The sequence below is a fragment of the Loktanella sp. S4079 genome, assembly GCF_000967725.1.
Classification (GTDB): Bacteria; Pseudomonadota; Alphaproteobacteria; order Rhodobacterales; family Rhodobacteraceae; genus Yoonia.
In genome coordinates this window covers 305,733-321,404 of record NZ_JXYE01000003.1, presented here as the reverse complement: position 1 = coordinate 321,404, position 15,672 = coordinate 305,733, and the positions used below count along the sequence as shown (strand labels likewise).

The following is a 15,672-nucleotide window of genomic DNA, read 5'->3' as shown; positions in this document are numbered from 1 at the left end:
TGGGAAGAGCGCCCAATAAAATGGGCGCAAAGAGATAAATGTTTGCATGTTTTCCAATATCGCTAAATCGCATTGAGATGCACCTTATGCGGGTATTGCCGTATTCCGCAAGGATTTATAGGTGTAATTTTCTTGCGTGAAGCTATGCGAATTTTACGCGTCCGGTTAACGCCGTGTAAGCATTGCTTTTTCAATCGCATCGAGCCGCGCAAGGGCTGCACGGTGGTCGAGCCCTTCGCGGCGTGCCTTTTCCCAGATCGCGAGGCACGACCGGGGTGACCATGGCAGCGCAGCATCGCGAAGCCAAGCGCGTAAATCAGGGGGTAGCCTGTCGAATGCGGCCATTTGGTTTGCGGCACTCCTGCGTGTTGCAAACCCGGTTGCCCCTCTGTTTCCATGCCATTTCATGTGAATATCCGTTCTAGGCGACGGATTGGTTGCGACGCCATTGTGGAAACGGATCGCGCAGGTGCCGAAAATTCTCTAAGTTATCCGCATTTGCATGTGCGATCAGGCACGCATCAAGTTGCGCCTTGAGCGCGGGCCAATCAATGCCTGTGCCGATAAACACGAGCTCTTGCCGTCGATCACCAAAAGGTTCTGCCCAATGGGCTGTGGTATAGGCTTGCGCCTGATCATGGTTGGGCCAACGTTCCTTCGGCACTGCTGCCCACCACGTACCCAGCGGTGCTACGCTAGATAGCGCGCCAGCCAGCGAAAATTCAGCGACCCAATCGGGGCGGGTGGCAATCCAGAAATGGCCCTTTGCGCGAATAACCCCCGGAAGATCACCATTCAGCACATTGTAAACTTTGACCGGGTCAAAAGGCGCGCGCGCGCGATAGGTGAAAGAGGAAATACCGTATTCCTCGGTCTCAGGGGGGTGATCTGCAAAACCATATAGCTCTTTGGCCCACATCGGATGTTCATGAGCGTGTTCAAAATCAAATAGACCTGTATCCAAAATGCTGCTCGCCGGCACATTGCCAAAGTCGGTTTCGATTATCTTGGCATCCGCATTCAGGCTGCGAATAATCTTGCGGGCGGCATCGACCATTGCGGGGTCAGCGGCGCTGACTTTGTTCAACACGACAATATCCGCAAATTCGATTTGTTCGGTCAGTAACTGGACGAGGGTACGATCATCAGCCTCGCCCATGACCTCTCCGCGATCAGAAAGCTGCTCATAGCTCGCAAAGTCGCGGGGCAGGTTGACCGCGTCGACGACGGTCACCATCGTATCGAGCCGCGCCACATCAGAAAGACTTTGTCCGTTCGCATCCTGAAATTCAAAGGTGGCAGCCACCGGCAGGGGCTCTGAAATACCAGTGGATTCGATAAGTAAATAGTCAAATCGGTCTTCTTCGGCGAGGCGGCGCACCTCGGCCAGCAGATCATCGCGCAAGGTGCAGCAGATGCAGCCGTTTGACATTTCAACCAAGGTTTCATCGGTGTGGCTAAGCGCGGCACCGCCCTCGCGGATGAGGTCGGCATCAATGTTCACTTCTGACATATCGTTCACAATGACCGCGACGCGGCGACCCTCGCGATTGTTCAGAACGCGGTTGAGCAATGTGGTCTTTCCGGCACCAAGAAAGCCAGAAAGAACCGTGACGGGTAGGCGGTTACGGGACATTATTCACCTCAACTGATATGTTATAACATAACATGCACGGTGAAATCAGATTTGCAACCACAAAAAAAGCCGCGTCCAAATGGGCGCGGCTTTTAAGATCGGGATTTGCGTATCGCTTAGCGACGCAGGCCCAGACGTTCGATCAGCGACTGATAACGTGCTTCGTCTTTGGCTTTTGTGTAGTCCAAAAGCTTACGACGCTGAGCAACCATTTTCAGAAGGCCGCGACGACCGTGGTTGTCTTTTTTGTGTGTCTTGAAGTGCTCTGTCAGAGTCGCAATACGCGATGACAAAATAGCAACCTGTACTTCGGGCGAACCTGTGTCGCCTTCTTTGGTTGCGAATTCTTTCAAGATGCGTGCTTTTTCTTCAGCAGTAATCGACATCGGGGTCTCCTTATCGTTAAGGGTGAATGGCGCAATCCGGGATGTCGTCCAGAAAGGCCCGTGGAGGGACCGGCAAGGGATTCCTTGCGCGGATGGCTGCATTTAGGGCGATTCCGCAATAAAGAAAAGCTTTTTATGTGGAAACCAACTGAACCAGCGACATATCCAAGGTGTCCAGATTGCTAAACACGGCAACCGCCTGACCATCTGCCAACAGAACGAGCCCATCTTGCGATTGTTCAGTTGTCAGCGCGGGTTCTGCGCCTGTGTAGCTGATTTCAATTGTATCCTCTGCGGCGTCGAAGTCTTGGATGATGCTCATCCCATCGTTGCTAAGCACAAATTTATCCGCACCAGTTCCGCCGTTTAGCACATCGTCCTGACCGCCCATAAGGGTGTCATTCCCCGCGCCACCGTTCAGAAAATCGCGAATATTGTCTGCCCGATCCTCGATCAGGTCGTTTCCGGCACCGCCGTGGAGCGTGTCGGCCCCGTCACCGCCCCGCAAGATATCATCGCCATACGACCCAAGGATTTGGTCGTTTCCGTCCCCTCCTTCGATGAGGTCGTTTCCGTCGCCACCGTTGATTTGATCATCACCTGCGTTGCCGTCAATTGTGTCATCCCCAATGTGACCAAAGAGGTGATCATTGCCGGCGTTTCCGGCGATCATATCGTTGCCCGAACCGCCGTGTATTTCATCATCACCCGCGCCGCCCGAAAGAATGTCATCGCCACCTTCGCCATCGATATGATCCTCGCCTGATCCGCCGGTAACCGCGTCATTTTCCTCGCCGGAAAAGACGATCATATCGGGGTCAGTTTCGTCAAAGAATTCATGCATGGGCACGATGTCGTCGTCCGCCATCGCGTCGGCGCTTTGGTCTTCGTCCGTGGATGGATCGCTTGGTTCGGTATCGTCGTCGTCGGGATCAATCAGCATGACCGCTGACATTGTAACGCCAATTAACCCAAGGATTGCTAACATCGCTTTAACCTGCACCAGAGCGGGCCAGAATCATCCCGCATACTGTGATTACCTAGCATAGCCAGATGGTTAGGCGGTCTGAAAACTGATTGCTTGGTTAATGCGAGGCAAACGCCCAGCGCACAGGCTGTTGTTGATAGCTTATGTAAAGCGGGTGTTTTGGATGGCCATGTTTGGTAAGGCCAAGATGGAAAACAGGGGTTTTCACGTGCTGCAGCAACTTGGCCACAGCGGCACCGCGATCCAAATGGGCGCCATGCGCACCCCATGCCGCGATGACTTGATCGGCCCAATCGACGGCCTCGATAATCATGGCGTCATTTTCCGGGCCAGTTGGATCTTGGGCTTTGCGCATCGCGTGCGGGTCGGTTTCGCGCCAAGCAAAGATGTTGGTGACGCGAAAACCACCAAAACCAAGGGCGCGTGCGCGTCTTTCGCAGCGTTCCACTGTCGGATCGTTTTGAACCTCGGTCGCTTTGGATGGGTTCAACATGATAAAAACCACCCGCCGTCCATCTGGGTCCCAAATGCGGGTCAGCGCATAGCGATAGCGTTCACAATCGGAATAGACTGCGGTTGAGGGCGCGTCGTCTTTGATATGCGATCGGGTGATCATTGTGCGACCTTGTAGGGTGGATTTAAATCCACCCTACGTGACAAAAACGCGGGTGGGTTGGATTTCGCCACCACGGTAGGTGCCGACAGCAATCGCTTTGCCCTCATATGAGGCCCAGACCTCTTCGCCGTATTCGATACCAGACGCAATGACAGACGCTGGGTTTCCGTTTCTAAGCTTGGTGACGCTTTCGGCAAGGCAACGCACTTCGGGTAGGTCTTCAAGGCCGACTTCGAGCGGTTGCAGATGCGTGTCAAGTTCGGGTGATTTCGCCAGCGCATCGATTTGTTCAATATTTAGGCCGTCTGTTGCCTGAAACGGGCCAGACCATATCCGGCGGAGCGATTTGACATGCGCCTTACAGCCAAGTGCCTCGCCCAGATCGCGTGCGATTGAGCGGACGTAGCCACCTTTGCCGCAGGTCATTTCCAGCACCACGTGATCCTGGTCTGGGCGGTCGATGAGCAGCAATTCTTCGACCCACAAAGGCCGCGCGGCGAGTTCCATTTCTTCGCCATCGCGCGCCTTTTTGTAGGCGCGTTCGCCGTCAACTTTGACCGCCGAGAACTGCGGGGGGACTTGCATAATGTCACCGATGAACTGACCTAGCGCGGCCTTGATGGTTTCATCGTCAGGGCGCAGGTCGCTCGAGGCAATCACCTCACCCTCTGCGTCGTCGGTGTTGGTCGCTTGTCCAAGGCGTACAGTAAAGGTGTAGGCCTTGAGCGCATCAGTAATATAGGGAACAGTTTTGGTCGCTTCGCCCACCGCAACAGCCAAGACACCCGTAGCCTCAGGGTCGAGCGTACCGGCGTGCCCCGCCTTTTTGGCGTTCAGCGCCCAGCGTACTTTGTTGACTACAGCTGTCGATGTCAGCCCGGCAGGTTTATCCACCACGAGCCAGCCGGAAATATCGCGTCCCTTGCGTTTGCGCGCCATCGTTTTGTCCTTTTGCAGAATTGCGCGCTTGCTAGTCTTACCGACGGCAGGGGTCAAGCGGGCCGTGCATAGATTGACATATGACGGCCCGGCAGGTTCAGGGGCTATAGCCCTGATTTACTGTCTTCGATGTAGGCGGGAATGACAGCATCAAACTTGGCGTTGATGGCAGCGAACTGCTGATCAATTTGCAATGCCAGTGCATGATCAGTCACGGTGCCGACCTGTGCAAGATCACCCTTTAGGCTATCCCAATCGGCGGCAATCGCCTGAAGCGCTGATTTTACCTCGTCATTGGGAGGCGGCGAAACACCTAGGCTTTCGAACCCATTGATGAGCGCGCTTAGCGACGCCTCGTATCTGGCTACGGATTTATCAAACCGGGATCGGCTGCCCATCACGGTGTTTCCGGTGATCAGACCGCATGCCTCTTTGCTGATCTGGTTCGCGATCGCAGGCTGGCGCGTGACAACGTCGAGCGTAAACGCATCGCTTTGCAGCAATGCGGGTGGGATCGCATAGACTGCGATGATTTCACGCAAGAGGTACTTGGATGTATGCATCATATTCAAATTATGACGTGATACATAGTCTGTCCCGTCGCTTGGGCCTTCTCCGTTCAGCCGACCGACTGCGGCGTCACGGAAACGTTCCCATTGCGAGGTCACGCTATAGATCGTCGAGGTCAGTTTGCGGTTCTCTTCAGCTAGATCGATGCCTAACGCAGGATCGCCCTCGGTCAGCGCCACAAGATAGCTGTCATAGTCTGCGACCCCATCGGTGATCTGCGCGCTGTAGGTGTCGACCTCTATTCCAGCATCCAAAAAGCACGAAGCGACGGCCATTCGTTGTGCTGTCTCACGCATCAGCCCGCCGACATGAACGCGCTCTGCCCCGGCCAGATAGACAGGGTCCGTGCCTGTTTGCGCGGCAAGCGATGTCCCCAGACAGAGCACTGTGGCGGCAATTGATGCGAGACGTATTTGGGTCTTATGTAGTGACTTTTTCGACATTGCGACCTCTTTACTCTGTGACGTCATCCGGTGCGCTGCGCGCACCTTTGATGTCCGTGTTGTTGAAAACCAATCGAATCCCATCATTGTGTGCTGATCCATGTTTCAACGCGACGGTTAATTTGGCGACCTGATTCGGTTGTGTTACATGCTGCTGGCGCGATCTCGCCAAAGCCAGTCGCTTTGATCGTGACATTACGTAACCGATCACCGCCCAACGATTTTAGCGCCGCTTCGACCTGGGTCGCCCGTCCTTCGGATAGGGCAAGGTTTGGATCAAAGGCGCCGACAGAGTCAGCAAACCCAACAAGCGTTACATTCGTACCTGCTGGCATATCCTCAAGATAGTTAACCAGGCGTTCCAGATCGGCTTGGCCGCGCGGGTCTAGGATGGTTGATCCCGAACGGAACCGGAAAGTGGACGACAGGCGATCGCTGTTGGCCATCAAGGCAAGCATGTTATTTGCGACCAATTGCTCAGACGCGTTGCTGCCAGATTCTAGTACGGTGCGCGCACGTGGGCTAGATAGCCCCATCTGAACCCGTTCAACACCAAGGTTGATAAAGCCGGACTGCCGGATCACGCCGTTCGCGGCATCAGAAATCGCATAATCCACAAAGCCCTGTGCCATGTCGTCGGTGTTGTCGGCACGATTGTAGACGAACAGGCGGCGGAACAGCGTGTATTCTTCGGTTTTGACCGAGAAAGCATCGGGTTGTGTGCCGATACCGCATTCACTGATCAGCGTGATCGGCTTTTGACCGCGTTTGAATGCAAAGCCGACATAGGCGATAGCACCTGCGTTTGCGTCAACATAGTTCGACGCCTCGACGTTGTCGGACGCGGTAAAGGCGCTCGGGGCGTTCGCTGGGCTGCTTTCCCCGAAAATCCCTGCGTTAAAGACCGCAGCCGTGTCAGAATCGCTCGTGACGACGGCGATTGGCAGGTTTGGTCCACCGACCTCGGCCCAGTTGGTGACTTCGCCACGGTAAATACGCGCAATGTCGCTGACCGAAAGCTGCGAAACGGGGTTTGACTGATTTACCACCAAGACAAGCCCATCAAGCGCCAGAATATGTTCTTGGTCCAGCGAGGTCATGTCGCCAGCACCATCTGCGGCCAGCAATGCTGCTTCGCTGTCGGAAATGGGTCGTGCGGACAAGGCGAGCTGCGCGCTTTCATCCATCAGACCAGCAAAACCGGCGGTCGCGTCAGTGGATTTAACCAAATACGTTCCGAGTTGGTCGCCAAACCCCTGCTGCCCGACCAATGTTGCGGCAAATTCACCTGCTGTTGCAGTGGTCGTCACGGTCGATTCAGCATCGAGTGACGTGGCATAGCCGCCCATGAGCAGTGGCATCAGGCCCTCGGCGATCGTATCTGAGCCGCTGATTGTAATGTCTGCCGCGACAGCCTTGGTGCTGGGGCAGCTTTCGCCTTCGCAGCGTACGCGATTTGTCGCGACGCGCAAATCCCCGAGTGCGGTTTGTAGCAAGTAATAATCATCAACCACACCGATCAGGTTACCTTGCAAATTGATCGTTCCATCTGTGGATCGCAGCGTCACAAGATCCGCGGCCGCCTGAGTAGACAATGCGGTTGTCCCGGCAAGGACAAGTGCTCTGACAAAAGAACGCTGCTTTGTGCTAGTGGTGTGTTTCAACGAGAAGCTCCATTTTCTGTGGTCCCAACGGGGCCCTGAGAGACAGACGTATTGTTTACCGGACTTAATGAGCACGGCAGTACACACGCCATTGCTAGGCATGGTGTGAACAATTGTGTTGCGATTATGGCGGGAAACAGCAGTCTAGGTCGTAGGGTCGTCAGGTGGTTATGCGGATAGCTGATGCATACGAGCGTTTGTTGGCTGTCTATTTTTTGAATGTTCTCAATAAGATGAGATTAAGTTTTACGCAACGAGATAACGTAAGGTAAGGCAAAAAAGTATCAGGGGCCGAATTTCACGGCGTTCGCAAATCTGCGGTTTAGTTTTGAACTGTTGCAGAAAAGCCATTTATTCGCTGTTAGCGATAACTTCTAGAAACGCATCTCCAAACCGTTCGGCATGACGTTCACCCAAGACGCGCGAAATCTGGGCGGCATCATTGGGGCGCAACTTGGCGACTTTGGCTAGCGCAGATGCAGTGCAGCTCATGGGTTTATCAACGCCATGTGGACCGCGGGCCAGCGCTGCTTGCGCCTCAAGCAGACGATCATACAACTCGCCTTCGCTGCGCCCGGCCAGTTTACGTCGGGCTGGGTGGGTGTCTTCGACGGCACCAGCAATCACCTGCAAAAAGTCACGACCATAGCTTTCCAGTTTTTTTGCGCCCACGCCGCCAACCTGCGCCATTTCATCCAGCGTCATGGGGCGTTTCTCGGCCATTTCGATCAGCGTGCGGTCGTTAAAAATGATGTATGCGGGAACACCACCCTGTTCCGCAAGATAGCGCCGCTTGGCCTTTAGGGCGGATAATAGGGGGGCGTCTTCTTCGCTGACCAGCATGCGGACCTTTGGGCCGGTGCCGCGCGCTGCACGAATACTATCACGGCGCAGTTCAATGCTGGCCTCGCCGCGCAAAATTGGACGGGCGGCTTCTGTCATGCGAAGTGCGCCGTGGCGTTCACGGTCTGGACGTATCAAATCGTGCCCCATCATCTGACGAAAGATCGCTTGCCATTGTCGCTTGTCGTATTCTTTTCCAACGCCAAAGGTGGGCAGGCTATCATGTCCGCGCTGTTGTATTTTATCGGTCAAATCACCGCGTAGAATGTCGATCAAATGTCCCGCACCAAACCATTCTTCGGTGCGCAGCGCAGCGGACAAAGCCATGCGCACCGCAGTCGTGCCATCAAAGACTTCAGCAGGTTTATCGCAAAGATCACAGTTACCACAGGGTTCAGATGTTTCCCCGAAATATGACAACAGATTCTGACGCCGACAGCGCAGGGCCTCGGCCAAACCAAGAAGTGCATTCAGCCGACCGTGATCTGCCGCACGGCGTTCTGGCGGAGCGAGCCCTTCGTCCACTTGCTGACGACGAAACCGAATGTCATCGGGGCCAAACAGAGTGAGTGTCTCGGCAGGTGCACCGTCGCGGCCCGCGCGCCCGATCTCTTGATAATAGCCTTCGATAGATTTTGGCAGATCGGCGTGGGCGACCCAGCGGATGTCTGGTTTATCGATCCCCATGCCAAAAGCAACGGTTGCACACACGATCAGCCCGTCTTCTTGTTGAAAGCGGTTTTCGACATGGCGGCGGTCGTCAGGTTCCATCCCGCCATGATAGTAGCACGCTGCGTGACCCGCATCGTTCAGTGCTTTGGCAAGGCCTTCGGTCTTGGCGCGGGTGCCGCAGTAGACGATACCAGACTGCCCTTTGCGGGCGGATGCAAAATTCAGGATCTGCGCGCGTGGTCCATCTTTGACTGCAAAGGCAAGATGAATGTTCGGACGGTCAAATCCACGTAAGAATTTGGCGGGCTCACTGCCGTCGAACAGCTTTTCGACAATTTCGGCCTGGGTTTCGGCATCTGCTGTCGCGGTAAAGGCGGCCAATGGCACCTGAAGCGCACGCCGCAATTCGCCTATGCGCAGATAATCGGGTCGAAAATCATGGCCCCATTGGCTGACGCAATGCGCCTCGTCCACGGCAATTAGCCGCACGCCGACACGTTTAAGCATGTTAATGGTGCCACCCGATGCCAGCCGTTCAGGCGCCATATACAGTAATTTCAGAGAACCATCTTCGAGGGCGTGGAACACCTCGTCGGTTTCGTCTTGTGTATTGCCAGAGGTCAGTGCGCCTGCGGCAACCCCTGCCTCGCGCAGGCCGCGGACCTGATCGCGCATCAGCGCAATCAATGGTGAGATGACAACGGTAACGCCCTCGCGGACAATTGCCGGTAGTTGAAAACACAGCGATTTGCCGCCGCCCGTGGGCATAATGGCGAGTGTGTTTTCGCCGGCAACGACGGCTTCGACGATTTCTTGCTGGCCGGGGCGGAACGCATCAAAACCAAAGACTTCACGAAGCAGCATTGCAGCAGTCATTAACGGGGAACCTGTAAGAGCGGATTTTCGTTCCGCGCACATTCCCACGTTCGGATTCTGGCAGCAAGCGCCTGTAAGAAAAAAGGCCGCCTTCCAGAGGGAAGACGACCTTTCCAGAGTACCGCTTACGCGGAAGATTTAGCGAACGACGTCATAGTCGTGTTGTGCAACAACTTGGCCGTTCACTTTGAGCAGTGCGATAACGTCTTGCTGTGGGGCAGAACCAACGTTCACGCGCACGTCGCTGTTTGCACCTGCGTGGACAGTTTCTGTACCAATCAATGTGCCCAGATCACCGGCGTTGCTTGTGTAGATTTCGACAACGCCGTCAGCGTCAGCGCGGACCAGACCCAGTTCGAGAACAGAACCAGCGTCGAGGTTGTCACCAAGTTCAAAGTAGCTCTCTGCAGAAGCAGCAGAACCCAGAGCAGCGACAGTAGCGGCAGCAAGTGCGATTGTTTTGATAGACATGATATGTTCCTTTTTGCGATTTATTAACGACTGATTGTCGTCGGTTATTGTTGTCTCTGCGGCGTTGTTTGCCGTGTTGATAAACGGGATATCGGGTGCTTTCCGTCGGCTGAAAAGGGCCGACGCGATCACGAAAATGGTGATCAAAGTGATTGGAAATACTTCTTGAAAATCAGCCAGTCGTTCCCAGTGGGTGGGGTTCTGTGCAGTGATGAACCGAACTCTGACCAAGTCTGTGCAACAGCGGCGTGATCGTCTGTGACAGATGATCACAAAAAATGTGCACGCGCGTAAAATTGAGCGAAAATATTTCGCAGTTTTCGCATTCACGTGATCGATCCACGCCGCCAATTGACGTTGCGCATGGCTCGGCCACACCGTAGCGTCCCACCAAAAAGGAGAGGTAGATGGGTGAAGTCGTATTTGTTCGCCATGGTCAGGCGAACTCTGGCGCTAAGGACGAAGAGAGCTATGATAAGCTATCTGATCTTGGGCACCAGCAGGCCCGTTGGCTGGGTGAATATTTCCAGCGCCAAGAGACGCCCTTTGAAAAGGTCATCAGTGGTAGCCTGCGGCGACATCGTGAAACAGCGCAGGGGATGGGGTTTCATGCGCCCAACATTGATCCGCGCTTGAACGAGATGGACTATTTTAATCTGGGTGCAGCGTTGCATGATGTACATGGCGTACCGATGCCCGGCCCTGAGGAATTTGCGGAGCATATCCCGCAAGTCATGGAAGCTTGGCACCGGGCCGAGATTAAAGGTGTCGAGACATTTGCTTCGTTTGAGGAGCGTGTCACTGGTGTTCTGCAAGAAGCGGCAGAGCCGGGTGTTCGGGTTCTATGTGTGACTTCGGGCGGGGTGATCGGGATGATCATGCGGCATTTGCTGCGCCTAGACCCGACCCGGCTGGCTCATGTTTTGTTGCCAATTATGAATACCTCGGTGCATAGGGTGCATGTGACGCCGCGTGGGCCAATCTTGGCTGGGTTTAACGCAGTGCCGCATTTGGTTGACCCCGATCGCAGCCATGCGATGACACATTACTAAGGAACGCAGATGGTACATCTTTGGGTACGCGCAGAAAGCCGCGCAAATGAAGAACGGGTCGGGCTGACCCCAGAAGGCGCCGCCGCATTGTTAGAGCAGGGGTTCTCTGTCACGGTCGAAGAAAGCCGTCAGCGCATTATCCCGATTGCAGAATACGCTAATGTCGGCTGTGCGATTGCCCCTGAATTTTCATGGGTCGATGCGCCAGATGATGCATTGATCTTTGGGCTAAAGGAATTGCCAGAAGATGGCACGCCGCTGCGGCATCGTCACATCATGTTTGGTCATGCCTACAAGGGTCAGCCATCGGGGCGTATCTTGTTGGATCGGTTCAAGGCGGGCGGCGGGGCGCTTTATGATCTTGAATACCTTACACATGACGATGGTCGCCGGGTTGCCGCCTTTGGATATTGGGCGGGGTACGCTGGTGCAGCTGTATCGCTGATGTGTTGGATTGCGCAGCAAAACGGTCGGCAGGCTGGCGCAGTTCATGCCTACAAGAACGCTGCGGACTTGCGCGCTGATTTGACTGCTCAGCTGAACGATACGCGACCAAATGCGCTGATTATCGGTGCATTGGGGCGTGTGGGGACTGGCGCTGCAGATCTGTGCGAAGCGATGGGGATGTCTGTTACAAAATGGGACATGGCTGAAACTGCATCTGGCGGGCCTTTCCCCGAGGTGCTTGGGCATGATATTTTCCTGAACTGCATTTTGGCGCGCCCTGGCACACCAGTGTTTGTTCCCGCCGATGCAAAGACAGCGGACCGCAAGCTGCGTGTGATTGGCGACATAGCATGTGATCCCGACAGTGATTTTTCACCGATCAAGGTCTATGACCGCACGACAACATGGGACGCACCTGCGTTGCGTGTGCATGATGATCCGGTCTTGGACGTCACCGCGATTGATAACTTGCCTTCGATGTTGCCAGCGGAAAGCAGCGCAGATTTCGCGGGGCAGTTATTGCCGCATCTGATGACCTTGGGTGCATTGGACCAAGATGTCTGGGGTCGTGCCGGCGTCTGTTTTCAGGAGGCGGTGGGTTAAAACCCACCCTACGTCAGTACAGATCATCTTGGGCATCGGTTGGGTCGATGCCCAATGCTTCGAGGCCGCTTTCAAGGTGGTTGGCCAGATGGGGCGAACCTTTGAGGTAGGCTGCTGTTGGAATGGTTGCCTCTTGGATGGCGGTGCGCAATGCCTCGTCGAGATCTTCGGCGTCGAAACTACCACGACCAATCCAGAAAATAGCGACCAAGGCGATTTGTTCGTCCGGGGTGAGTTGGTTCACAAAGCCATCGAATTCAGCTTCGGCCCGGTTTAATTCACGCGCAAGGATGATCACCTCTGCGACTTTGTCTGTTGTGATGTTCAGCATTTTCGCATCCTCCTGATCATTTGTATGGCCGAGGATGCCATTGCCGACATTGATCTGGCGCAACTATTCGCGCAGCGGCACGATTTTTGCGTTAGGTGACGCGTCCAACTCTTCGAAGTCAAAGTGATCCAAGCGATTGGCACGTTTGCCCGCCTTATCCGCTGAAATTTTAATTTCCTCGATATCCTTGGCCGCCTGCGCAAAATGCCGGTCGAGATTGCTGACGCGCCCGACAAGCCGATCAACATCGCTGCCTAGCAGCGCCAGTTCTTTGCGGATTGCACCAGTCTGCTCGCGCATCCGGGCATCTTTGAGAATAGCGCGCATGGTATTAAGAGTCGCCATGCAGGTCGTCGGTGACACAATCCAGACGCGGGCGTTAAAGCCCTCGCGCACGATATGGGGCAGGCGGCTGTGGATCTCTGCATAGACGGCTTCTGAGGGCAGAAACATGAGCGCGCCGTCAGCAGTCTCGCCTTCGATCAAATAGCTTTCTGATATCTTGCGGATGTGGCCCCGCACCGCCTGACCAAGTGCGGTTAGCGCGCGGTCGCGCTCTGCCTTAGTCTCTGCGGCGATCAGGGCTTCGTAAGCCTCGAGAGGAAATTTTGCGTCAATGACGATGGGGCCGGGCGGATTGGGCAGGTGCACCAAACAATCGGCGCGCCGATTGTTTGAAAGGGTCGCCTGCCAAGTGTAGCTGTCTGACGGTAGCGCCTTGGACACGATGTCTTGGAGTTGAATTTCACCAAATGCACCGCGCGTTTGCTTGTTGGATAGGATGTCCTGAAGCGACAAGACATCGCCCGACAATTTCTCGATGTTGGTCTGTGCCTTGTCGATTGTGGCGAGCCGTTCTTGCAGTTCCGTCAGGCTCTTCGTCGTCTTTTCTGATGATCCCGTCAGGGTGTCCTTCATCCGTTCTTGCATTTCTGCCAATGCATAGGCGGACTTTAGGGCGTTATCGGCAAGCCGTTCAGACATCTGGGCTTGCACCTCAGCGAGGCGCGTTTCCATCGTCTGTATGACGCGGATTTGGGCATGGGCCTGCGCGTCGGAAACGGTTTGGATGTTACCAGCAAGCTGCTGTTGCCCCTGTCCCAATGCGTTCATGTTCAACGCAAGTTGGTTCATCTGCTGAGCGACACTAGCGACTGCGTTGGCTGATTTTCCAGCGCGGCGCGCAGCCGAAGTAAGCAGATACAGCACGAGGAATGTCAGACACGCACCACCGATCATTGCTATGACGATTGGATCACTCAAGCGATAGCTTTGGTCGCCAAATTGGATCATGTGCGTCCAAAGAGCCGTTCAATGTCGGACAGTTTGAGTTCCACATAGGTCGGGCGCCCGTGGTTGCATTGCCCAGACAGTGGGGTTGCCTCCATTTCACGCAAGAGAGCATTCATTTCGGCGGCCTGCATCCGGCGTCCGGAGCGGATTGATCCGTGGCAAGCAACGCGGCTGAGGATGGCTTCGATCTTGGCTTTGACGCTGGCGCTGTCGCCCTGATCTGTGAGCTCGTCCACGATATCGCGGATCATGGCTGCTGCGTTTACCTCGCCTAAAATGGCGGGGGTTTCACGGACGGCAACCGCCCCGCCGCCGAATGGTTCGATGGTTAACCCAAGCCCGGCGAGATCATCCGCGATTGCCAGCAGCATTGCCGCTTCGCCCTCGGGCATTTCGACAATTTCCGGGATCAGCAGTGCCTGCGCGGCGACACCGTTTTCTGCCATCTGGTTTTTCAGTTTTTCGTAGACGAGGCGTTCATGGGCCGCGTGCTGGTCTACGATCACGATACCATTCTCGGTTTGCGCGATAATGTAGTTTTCATGAACCTGTGCACGGGCGGCCCCCAAAGGAAGATGTGCGGGTTCTTCTTCGGCGACGGGTTCAACGCGTGCCGACGGTGCCTCTTGGAAACCGGGGGCTTGGGCCTGAAAAGTCATGGATCGCGCGCTAAAGCTGGGGCGCGTCGGTCCGAGGCTTTTTTGATCCATTTGATAAACGCGCGGTTCGGCGGTTGGCTGGGGTTCGGGCTTCATCGCGCCTAGCGTTGCTGTGGCGACGGTTGTTGAGGCCCGGTGACCAGCACCCGCAAGCGCGTGGCGGAGACCAGAAACAATGAGTCCGCGCACGGCGCCCGGATCGCGAAAGCGTACTTCGGATTTTGCGGGATGGACGTTCACATCGACGAGCGTTGGTTCGCAGTCGATAAATAGCGCGGCGACCGGGTGGCGGTCGCGCGAAAGCACATCCATGTACGCGGCTCGCAATGCACCCAACAGCATCTTGTCGCGTACGGGGCGACCGTTCACAAAGAGAAACTGGGCGATGGCCGCGCCGCGCGAATATGTCGGCAAGGCCGCGTAACCGGTCAGGTGAAAACCATCACGTTCGGCATCAATGGGCAAAGCATTTTCAGCAAATTCGCGACCCAGGACCGTTTGCAGCCGGCCATGCAAGGCATCAAACAGATCGCCGGTTTGGGCGTCCGCGCGAAAAGTTGTCCGGCTGTCCCCGTTTGAAGCATCGCGCAGGATAAATGTAATGAATGGCTCTGCCATAGCGAGCCGTTTGACAACGTCACCGACGGCTTGGGCTTCGGCGCGGTCAGTGCGCAGAAATTTCAACCGCGCGGGGGTGGCGTAGAACATGTCGCGCAGCTCAACAACAGTGCCAGAGGATAGGGCCGCCGGGCGCACATCGCTCATTTTTCCACCGGCGACATCAATACACGCCGCATCGGCATCAGGCACGCGCGACGTAATCGTCAGTCGCCCAACAGCGCCCAATGATGGCAGGGCTTCGCCGCGAAAGCCGAACGAATGAATATTCAGTAGATCTGACCCGTCAATTTTTGACGTTGCATGGCGCGATAGGGCCAGCGGCAAATCCTGAGCCGGAATACCACAGCCATCGTCGGTAACGCGGATCAGAGTTTTGCCACCATCGGCGATAACCACTTCGATTCGGGTGGCACCTGCATCAACAGCGTTTTCAACTAATTCCTTTACAGCTGATGCCGGGCGTTCAAGCACTTCGCCCGCTGCAATCCTGTTGATTGCTGCGTCATCGAGCTGCCGGATCACAGGGCGCGGCTTTATTTTGGGGTCTGCTATGGCCATGGCA

15 protein-coding genes are annotated in these 15,672 nt (G+C 55.4%); 2 read left to right on the top strand and 13 right to left on the bottom strand.

Going from position 1 to position 15,672, the window contains the following annotated elements; genetic code table 11:
- Positions 1-165 precede the first annotated feature (165 nt).
- The 10 genes from TW80_RS10870 to TW80_RS10825 all read right to left on the bottom strand — a co-directional run bounded on the left by TW80_RS10870 (position 166) and on the right by TW80_RS10825 (position 10,104).
- Positions 166-408, bottom strand: a complete 243-nt coding sequence (locus TW80_RS10870) for a DUF6525 family protein (protein WP_045997423.1) — start codon at positions 406-408, stop codon at positions 166-168.
- A 13-nt stretch (positions 409-421) separates the two neighbouring features.
- The gene (locus tag TW80_RS10865) at positions 422-1,636 is read right to left on the bottom strand and encodes a GTP-binding protein (protein ID WP_045997422.1); all 1,215 of its coding nucleotides are present in this window, start codon (positions 1,634-1,636) and stop codon (positions 422-424) included.
- Positions 1,637-1,752: 116 nt separating this feature from the next.
- On the bottom strand, positions 1,753-2,022 hold the full coding sequence (rpsO, locus tag TW80_RS10860) for a 30S ribosomal protein S15 (RefSeq protein ID WP_045997421.1): 270 nt from the start codon (positions 2,020-2,022) through the stop codon (positions 1,753-1,755).
- Positions 2,023-2,155: 133 nt separating this feature from the next.
- Entirely contained in the window at positions 2,156-3,010 is an 855-nt protein-coding gene (locus TW80_RS10855; protein WP_045997641.1) for a calcium-binding protein, read from the bottom strand.
- Positions 3,011-3,107: 97 nt separating this feature from the next.
- On the bottom strand, positions 3,108-3,626 hold the full coding sequence (locus TW80_RS10850; RefSeq protein WP_045997420.1) for a DUF1643 domain-containing protein: 519 nt from the start codon (positions 3,624-3,626) through the stop codon (positions 3,108-3,110).
- A 33-nt stretch (positions 3,627-3,659) separates the two neighbouring features.
- Positions 3,660-4,565 (bottom strand): tRNA pseudouridine(55) synthase TruB, encoded by a 906-nt coding sequence (truB, locus tag TW80_RS10845; RefSeq protein WP_045997419.1) that lies wholly within the window; start codon positions 4,563-4,565, stop codon positions 3,660-3,662.
- Between the two features lie 104 nt (positions 4,566-4,669).
- Entirely contained in the window at positions 4,670-5,578 is a 909-nt protein-coding gene (locus TW80_RS10840) for a type IV pili methyl-accepting chemotaxis transducer N-terminal domain-containing protein (protein WP_162197164.1), read from the bottom strand.
- Between the two features lie 83 nt (positions 5,579-5,661).
- Positions 5,662-7,242: a phosphate ABC transporter substrate-binding/OmpA family protein gene (locus TW80_RS10835; RefSeq protein WP_045997417.1), complete on the bottom strand. Its 1,581-nt coding sequence runs from the start codon at positions 7,240-7,242 to the stop codon at positions 5,662-5,664.
- A 351-nt stretch (positions 7,243-7,593) separates the two neighbouring features.
- On the bottom strand, positions 7,594-9,633 hold the full coding sequence (recQ, locus tag TW80_RS10830; RefSeq protein ID WP_045997416.1) for a DNA helicase RecQ: 2,040 nt from the start codon (positions 9,631-9,633) through the stop codon (positions 7,594-7,596).
- 138 nt (positions 9,634-9,771) lie between these two features.
- Positions 9,772-10,104 (bottom strand): hypothetical protein, encoded by a 333-nt coding sequence (locus TW80_RS10825; protein WP_045997640.1) that lies wholly within the window; start codon positions 10,102-10,104, stop codon positions 9,772-9,774.
- A 407-nt stretch (positions 10,105-10,511) separates the two neighbouring features.
- Between TW80_RS10825 and TW80_RS10820 the strand changes: the two genes are divergently transcribed.
- Both TW80_RS10820 and TW80_RS10815 read left to right on the top strand, forming a co-directional pair.
- Positions 10,512-11,156: a histidine phosphatase family protein gene (locus TW80_RS10820; protein ID WP_045997415.1), complete on the top strand. Its 645-nt coding sequence runs from the start codon at positions 10,512-10,514 to the stop codon at positions 11,154-11,156.
- A gap of 9 nt (positions 11,157-11,165) precedes the next feature.
- Positions 11,166-12,206, top strand: coding sequence for a saccharopine dehydrogenase (locus TW80_RS10815; RefSeq protein WP_045997414.1), 1,041 nt, complete (start codon positions 11,166-11,168; stop codon positions 12,204-12,206).
- 13 nt (positions 12,207-12,219) lie between these two features.
- On the opposite strand, the gene TW80_RS10810 is transcribed toward TW80_RS10815, so the two are convergent.
- The 3 genes from TW80_RS10810 to mutL all read right to left on the bottom strand — a co-directional run bounded on the left by TW80_RS10810 (position 12,220) and on the right by mutL (position 15,668).
- Positions 12,220-12,537 (bottom strand): DUF3775 domain-containing protein, encoded by a 318-nt coding sequence (locus TW80_RS10810; RefSeq protein WP_045997639.1) that lies wholly within the window; start codon positions 12,535-12,537, stop codon positions 12,220-12,222.
- A 63-nt stretch (positions 12,538-12,600) separates the two neighbouring features.
- Positions 12,601-13,830: a DNA recombination protein RmuC gene (locus tag TW80_RS10805; protein ID WP_045997413.1), complete on the bottom strand. Its 1,230-nt coding sequence runs from the start codon at positions 13,828-13,830 to the stop codon at positions 12,601-12,603.
- Positions 13,827-15,668: a DNA mismatch repair endonuclease MutL gene (gene mutL / locus TW80_RS10800; RefSeq protein ID WP_157033251.1), complete on the bottom strand. Its 1,842-nt coding sequence runs from the start codon at positions 15,666-15,668 to the stop codon at positions 13,827-13,829. The genes TW80_RS10805 and mutL overlap by 4 nt, the downstream gene beginning before the upstream one ends.
- Positions 15,669-15,672 lie beyond the last annotated feature (4 nt).

Coding starts and splice junctions, on each gene's coding strand:
- TW80_RS10870 (WP_045997423.1), bottom strand. CDS start 408: ATGAAATGGCATGGAAACAGAGGGGCAACCGGGTTTGCAACACGCAGG.
- TW80_RS10865 (WP_045997422.1), bottom strand. CDS start 1,636: ATGTCCCGTAACCGCCTACCCGTCACGGTTCTTTCTGGCTTTCTTGGT.
- rpsO (WP_045997421.1), bottom strand. CDS start 2,022: ATGTCGATTACTGCTGAAGAAAAAGCACGCATCTTGAAAGAATTCGCA.
- TW80_RS10855 (WP_045997641.1), bottom strand. CDS start 3,010: ATGTTAGCAATCCTTGGGTTAATTGGCGTTACAATGTCAGCGGTCATG.
- TW80_RS10850 (WP_045997420.1), bottom strand. CDS start 3,626: ATGATCACCCGATCGCATATCAAAGACGACGCGCCCTCAACCGCAGTC.
- truB (WP_045997419.1), bottom strand. CDS start 4,565: ATGGCGCGCAAACGCAAGGGACGCGATATTTCCGGCTGGCTCGTGGTG.
- TW80_RS10840 (WP_162197164.1), bottom strand. CDS start 5,578: ATGTCGAAAAAGTCACTACATAAGACCCAAATACGTCTCGCATCAATT.
- recQ (WP_045997416.1), bottom strand. CDS start 9,633: ATGACTGCTGCAATGCTGCTTCGTGAAGTCTTTGGTTTTGATGCGTTC.
- TW80_RS10825 (WP_045997640.1), bottom strand. CDS start 10,104: ATGTCTATCAAAACAATCGCACTTGCTGCCGCTACTGTCGCTGCTCTG.
- TW80_RS10820 (WP_045997415.1), top strand. CDS start 10,512: ATGGGTGAAGTCGTATTTGTTCGCCATGGTCAGGCGAACTCTGGCGCT.
- TW80_RS10815 (WP_045997414.1), top strand. CDS start 11,166: ATGGTACATCTTTGGGTACGCGCAGAAAGCCGCGCAAATGAAGAACGG.
- TW80_RS10810 (WP_045997639.1), bottom strand. CDS start 12,537: ATGCTGAACATCACAACAGACAAAGTCGCAGAGGTGATCATCCTTGCG.
- TW80_RS10805 (WP_045997413.1), bottom strand. CDS start 13,830: ATGATCCAATTTGGCGACCAAAGCTATCGCTTGAGTGATCCAATCGTC.
- mutL (WP_157033251.1), bottom strand. CDS start 15,668: ATGGCCATAGCAGACCCCAAAATAAAGCCGCGCCCTGTGATCCGGCAG.